The sequence below is a fragment of the Candidatus Poribacteria bacterium genome (genome assembly GCA_016866785.1).
In the GTDB taxonomy this organism is placed as follows: Bacteria; Poribacteria; WGA-4E.
The window spans coordinates 1-6121 of record VGLH01000180.1 but is presented as its reverse complement, the minus strand read 5'-3'; the positions used below and the strand labels follow the sequence as shown (position 1 = coordinate 6121).

General features: G+C 64.4%; 5 protein-coding genes. 4 read left to right on the top strand and 1 reads right to left on the bottom strand.

All coding sequences use genetic code 11. The annotated features are described in order from the left end of the window. Positions 1-456: 456 nt before the first annotated feature. Positions 457-1533 (top strand): Gfo/Idh/MocA family oxidoreductase, encoded by a 1077-nt coding sequence (locus tag FJZ36_17580; protein MBM3216711.1) that lies wholly within the window; start codon positions 457-459, stop codon positions 1531-1533. Here FJZ36_17580 and FJZ36_17575 read toward each other — a convergent pair. After that, entirely contained in the window at positions 1467-1937 is a 471-nt protein-coding gene (locus tag FJZ36_17575) for a hypothetical protein (GenBank protein ID MBM3216710.1), read from the bottom strand. The genes FJZ36_17580 and FJZ36_17575 overlap by 67 nt on opposite strands. 204 nt (positions 1938-2141) lie before the next feature. Between FJZ36_17575 and FJZ36_17570 the strand changes: the two genes are divergently transcribed. The 3 genes from FJZ36_17570 to FJZ36_17560 all read left to right on the top strand — a co-directional run. After that, positions 2142-3254, top strand: a complete 1113-nt coding sequence (locus FJZ36_17570) for a hypothetical protein (protein MBM3216709.1) — start codon at positions 2142-2144, stop codon at positions 3252-3254. Further along, the gene (locus FJZ36_17565) at positions 3247-3450 is read left to right on the top strand and encodes a hypothetical protein (GenBank protein ID MBM3216708.1); all 204 of its coding nucleotides are present in this window, start codon (positions 3247-3249) and stop codon (positions 3448-3450) included. The genes FJZ36_17570 and FJZ36_17565 overlap by 8 nt, the downstream gene beginning before the upstream one ends. Before the next feature lie 1046 nt (positions 3451-4496). Beyond that, positions 4497-6121, top strand: a 1625-nt coding sequence (locus tag FJZ36_17560; protein ID MBM3216707.1) for a sigma-54-dependent Fis family transcriptional regulator, incomplete at its 3' end; no start/stop codon positions are given.

The window sequence follows — 6121 nt, the reverse complement described above, 5'->3', positions numbered from 1 at the left end:
GGTATTCTCAACGTGCGTTGGTATTACGCCCACCCCATGTGGACGATGATCATGGCGACGGACGCGATGAGCATGGGGAGGCTTGGTATAGCCTTTGGTTGCCCGGCTGAGTCGATAGAGGCGGTCTCGCAGGATCGAGTGGACGCCTTCGTTGCGGTTGACCTTCCCACCTTTGCCGATCCGATAGATCTGTTTCCCACTGGACTTGCTCCACTTGACCATCCAATTGGAGCCGCAGTTGGGGCAGCAGTGCGGACAACGCACGTCATGACGATAGGCAATGACGATAGGCACGAGCACGAGCCATCGCGATGTCTCCTGGGGTTAGCTGACAGGAGACTATCATAATCCCAACATCCATTGGGAACACCCAGCAGTATCTGTGATTGCCACGTGCTAGGGCTTCCTGTACGCTCTTCGCGGAAGCTCATTGCTCAACACATTGTGGAGGAACCGATGACGCGCACGTGGCGGATCGCTGGCATCAACTTCGACCACATGCATATGGGCGACCTGCTCCGCATGGTGCACGAGCACCCCTCGGCGGAGATCGTCGGCATCGCCGACGCGGACCGCTCGCGGATGGCGTACTCCATCGACCGGCTCGGCATCCCGACGGAGCGCGTCTTCACGGACGAGCGCCGGTGCATGGAAGAGACGAAGCCGGACATCGTCATCCTCTGCGCCGCGACCGGGCTCCACGCCGAATGGACCGAACGCCTCGCGCCGTACGGGAGCCATATCCTCGTCGAGAAGCCCTTCGCGGCGTCGCTGGAGCAGGCGGATCGGATGATCGCGGCGATGCGGAAGACCGGCAAGACCATGGTCATCAACTGGCCCCTGCGTTGGTACCCGCCGCACGTGACGTCAAAGCGCCTGATCGATGGGGGCGACATCGGCGATGTCACGGAGGTCCACTACTACGACGGGAACCGGGGTCCGCTCCATCATCTCGCCGACAAGGTCGAGACGACGGAGGAGTACCGCGCCAAGAAGAAGGAGAGTTGGTTCTACCAGAAGGCGGCGGGCGGCGGGTCGCTGCAGGACTATCTAGGCTACGGCGTCACGCTGGGTACTTGGTTCCACGGCGGGAAGGCTCCCATCGAGGTGACATGCGTCGTCGATGATCCCGAGGGTCTCGAAGTAGACGAGCACAGCGTCACGGTCGCGCGGTACGACTGCGGGCTCTCCAAGTACGAGACTCGTTGGGGAACCTTTACGGACCCGTGGACGCATCAGCCGCAGCCGAAATGCGGCTTCGTCATCAAGGGAACCGATGGGACGATCGCCAGCTACGACTACGAGCGGACGATCCGCGTCCAAACCCGCGCCGATGTCGCCGGCAGCGACATGCCGGTGGACACGCTCGAAGCGCCCTACCAGAACCCCATCCAGTACCTGATCCACTGCCTCGAATCGGGGGAACCTGTTACGGGACCCCTCTCGCCGGAGCTCTGCCGCATCGGTCAGCAGATCATCGAGAGCGCGGTCCTCAGCGCGTCGCAGAAGCGGACGGTTCCGCTGGTGCCGTGACACCAGTTCGCGGGCATTGCGTCACGCGGACCGGTCAGCTTCGCAGACGTGTCGCTCAATCGACCGGCGTGAAGGTCGTAGGGACGGATCTCAGACCCGTCCTCGCGCGCCCGGTGACTGTCGCCGTCTACTTGTGGATCATCATCCGGCGAGTCTCCCGGAAGGAACCCGCGCGGAGCTCGTAGAAGTAGACCCCGCTGGCGACCCGCTCCCCGAGCTCGTTCCGACCGTCCCAGTACGCCGCTTCGCCACGCGACGTGAGTAGCCCGGCTCGCGGTAGCCCACGTCGAGCTTCCGCACGAGAGCCCCGTCACGTCGTAGATGCTGACCGTAACGGCGGAACTCTCCTTGAGCTCGAAGGGAATCCACGTCTCCGGGTTGAAGGGATTGGGGTAGTTCACCATCAGACGCGATCGCGACGGCGGAGCGAAGGTCAGACGCGCCCCAAGTCGCGCGGCTCATTTAGTCCGGAATGCGAAGCATCTGCTGGATGCGTGTCAGCCACGCTTAGCAGAAGGACTTCCGTCGTTGCCCGGACATGTTGCCGATCCTATAATGGGCTCCGCCGACCTACGCGCTCACGTCCGCTGGTGGCAGGGAGCCGTCCCTTGGCACGCGCCCACTACGCGCGCACTCCGACCCGAATCGACCTCGCCGGAGGATGGACCGACGTACCCCGGTTCGCCGAGCGCGCGCCGGGAGCCGTCCTCAACTACGCGATCAACCTCTACTCCCATGTCCGCGTCCGCGAGGTGCGGGAACACCGCAGCCCGCCGCACGACTACGGCAGGCGCATCGACAACGGCTCCGGCCCGGTTCCCGTCTCGATGTACTCCGTCGACTACGGGGAACGCGAAGAGCTCGCCGATGTGCGAGACATCCAAGACATCGAACTCCAAGGGAACCTGGGACTGGTGAAAGCCGCGCTTCGGCGGCGGCGCGTGCGTCAACGGCTGGAGGTCTTCACGCGGAGCGACGCCCCGCCGGGCAGCGGGCTCGGCACGTCGGCGTCCATGGGCGTCGCGCTCATCGGCGCGCTGAACTCCGTCACGCGCCGCGTCGAAACGCCCGCCGAGACCGCCGAGACCGCCGTCGCTCTGGAAACCGAGGAGCTCGGCATCCTCTCCGGCAAGCAGGATCATTACGTCGCCGCGCTGGGCGGCGTCCAGTTTATGACCTTTCACGGTGGACTCGTCCGCTCGGTGCCCGTCTCGATGTCGCCGACGGCCGCCGCCGACCTGCAGCGGCGCGTCCTGCTCGCCTACACCGGCAAGTCGAGGCTGTCGAGCGATCTGCACCGGCGAGTCACCGAGCGCTTCGAGTCGGGCGATCCTGCGCTCGACGCGACGCTCGCCGAGCTCGCTCAGGCGGCGCACGAAGCTTGCGACGCGCTCCTAGCAGGCGATCTGGACGCTTTGGGGAAGGTCGTCGAGAAGAACTGGGAATGCCAACGGGAGCTCTACGCCGGCGTTGAGACCGACGACATTCGGCGGCTCCACGCGGTCGGAGTCCGGCACGGAGCGATCGGCATGAAGGCGTGCGGCGCGGGCGGCGGCGGTTGCCTCGCGTTCGTGTGCCAGGACGGGGCTGAAGGGCTTGTCGCCAATGCCCTGCGGGCTGACGGAGCCGAAGTCCTGCGCTACGATATCGCCCCGACGGGGCTCCTCACCTGGAAGCGCGATCTGCCCCCGGACGCGCGCGAAGGTTCCAACGATGCCTGAAACTCCGCCCAACAAGCCGACCCGAGCGAAGCGACCGTTCCTCGGTATCACGTTCGAGTGCTGCAACGTCTACCAACGGGTCTACCTGAACAAGGACCGCACGGCGTTCGTCGGCGGATGCCCCAAGTGCGGCAAGCGCCTCACCGTCAAGGTCGATCCCAACGGCGAGCGTGGACGGTTCTTCAGCGCCCGCTGAGCCACCGTGAGCAGCGGCGTATCAGGTGTATCAGCAGACACAACCTGGACGATGAACGACTGTCCATGACACTAGCAGGGCTTCCTTCCGTCGTCTCATGAATCCTCATGCTCAGACACGTTGGTGAACCCTTCGCCTACGGCAAGATGACTCTACGCAAGTATCGCTATGGATTCCTAAGAAATCCGTCGGTATCCATTGCGCGACGGTTACGTATCGGCTATGCGAGCATTGAGTGTTGGTGCTCTGCGCATCGGCTGTGTCGCGGTTCGGCGGCCAACGCCGCGCATGGGTCAGGATAAGGGACCTGGAACGCTGACACGACACGGCCGCGACCGGCTGTGCGCTTCGCCGGAACCGTCCCAAACAACCGAAAGGCTCGTTGCGTCTCGCCAATCCCAGCCGGATGTTCGCCCGCTGCGAATCCCATCGTCCCATAGCCATTCTTGATCGCGCGGGCTTCAGGCTACTCGTGCTTCGCGTACCGCCATGCCGACCCGCCGCATACGAGGCGCGTTCGGTTCAGAGGACCTCTTTTCGCAAGGCTCGACCCGCTCGCACGGATCGCCGTTGCCGGAATCGGCAGGGGAAGGGCTGCGTATGAGCCACGGAGGGAAATCGCATATGACCAGAAGTCAATGGTCTCCATGGCTGCGTCCGTGGCGACCCTTGAAAAACGTGCACTTCAGCAGCCCGTGAAGGTGTTGTGAGGGCGTCGGATGGGTACAGTACAGTGATGCTGCTCGGGGCCGCTCGGCGGACCACTGAGTGCATCATCTTCGAATCAAGCGGCCGTCGTGCAGGATTGCGGTATCGATGAAGGGCAATGTCACGGGGAGGGACGGATGCATGTCGCGCTTTCGCATAGAAAGAGACACAGGTGGAGGTGTGGGAGCGCCGGCAATTAAGGAACTCGCTGCGAGTGTGCCCCGGCAGTTGCCGTCCGTCGTTGGCGGACACGGAGCCAATCAGTAACACTCGCTTTCTTAAGGGTACGCGTGGTGTGTTGACAGCAGCCCGTGATTGGTTCTAAGCTCGGCGGACGCATGTCGAGGTCAACGAACATGATCCCCGAGTCATCTTCGACGCTCTTCGGCGACCGGCGCATGCACGCGTTGGTCGGAGCCAGCGCCGTCGACACGATCGTCATCGACGCCGAAGGCATCCTGCTGGACGCCATCCGGTCGGCGCATGACATGAGCGTTCTCGGTTACGAAGCGAGCGAACTGCTCGGGAAGAACATCCTTCCGCTTGTTCACCCGGACGACCTCGCGTCGGTGCAGGAGGCGCTCCTCGGCGTGGCGCGCCAGCCGGGATCGAGCGCTGTCATGCGGTTCCGCTGCCGCCATCTGGACGGCTCCTGGAAGCACCTGCAGGCGATCGGCACAAACCGGATCGATGACCCGAATATCGGCGGCATCGTCGTCAACTACCACGACGTCACCGGCAGCGTGCGAGTCGAACGGCGGCAGCGGGTCCTCTTGGACGCCCTGAGCGACGTGGACGTCGGCATCGTGGTTCTCGAAGGCGAACGCGTCCGGTTCGCCAACGAAGCCTTCTGCCGTATGAGCCAATACACCTCTCGCGAGCTTTCCGAGCTGTCGTCGGCGCTGGAGATCATCTGCGAAGATGACCGCGACCGTCTCCGCGACCGCCTGGGGCAGCATCTCGCCGGGCGCAACGTCCGGTCCCGCTATGAGGTGACGCTAACGCGCAAGGACGGCACGCCGCTCGACGTCGAGATCGCTTTCCGCGGCGCGCAGGAGGACGACCGCGATCAGCTCATCGCGACCATCCACGACATCACCGAACGGCGGCAGCAGGAGCGAATCCGCGAGACGCGCATCGCGTCGCTCCAGACGGAGGTGGGATATCTCCGCCGAAACGCCGGCGTCGATGACCCGCTGTCAGGACTCGTGGGACGCTCCGCCGCCATGCGGAGGGTCATCGCCCTGATCGAGCGCGCGATGGACGTCGACGTGACGGTTCTCATCAGCGGCGAGACCGGAACCGGCAAGGAGCTCGTCGCGCGGGCGATCCACGCCGGAAGCACTCGACGCGCCAAGCCGCTCATCCCCGTCAACTGCGCGGCGATTCCCCGCGAGCTCCTCGCCAGCGAGCTCTTCGGGTATCGCAAGGGAGCCTTCACGGGAGCCTTCGAAGACCGCCCCGGGCTCTTCGAGACCGTCTCGGGCGGCACGCTCCTACTCGACGAAATCGGCGACATGCCGTTGGATGCCCAGGTCTTCCTGCTCCGCGCGCTCCAGGAGCGGAAGATTCAGCGCCTCGGCGACGAGATGCATCTTCGCGACGTCGATGTGCGCGTTCTCGCCGCGACGAACCGCAATCTCGAAGCCGACGTAGAGTCGGGTCGGTTCCGCAAAGACCTCTTCTATCGCCTGAACCTCTTTCCGATCACGATACCGCCGTTGTGCGAACGTCCCGACGACATCCCACTGCTCGCAGACCTGTTCATCCGCGACGCTTGTCGGGAGTTCGACCGCGCGGTGGACGGCATCGCGCCCGAAGCGCTCAATGCCCTGCAAGCCTATCCGTGGCACGGGAACGTCCGCCAGCTCCAGAACGAGATCCAGCGCGCCGTCGTCCTCTCGTCGGACGGGGCGAAGCTCGGACTGGCACACTTCTCACCGGAGATCGTTCGCGCTCCCGC

Excerpts from the sequence above, each read along its gene's own strand:
- FJZ36_17580 (MBM3216711.1), top strand. The coding sequence starts at position 457 with ATGACGCGCACGTGGCGGATCGCTGGCATCAACTTCGACCACATGCAT.
- FJZ36_17575 (MBM3216710.1), bottom strand. The coding sequence starts at position 1,937 with ATGGTGAACTACCCCAATCCCTTCAACCCGGAGACGTGGATTCCCTTC.
- FJZ36_17565 (MBM3216708.1), top strand. The coding sequence starts at position 3,247 with ATGCCTGAAACTCCGCCCAACAAGCCGACCCGAGCGAAGCGACCGTTC.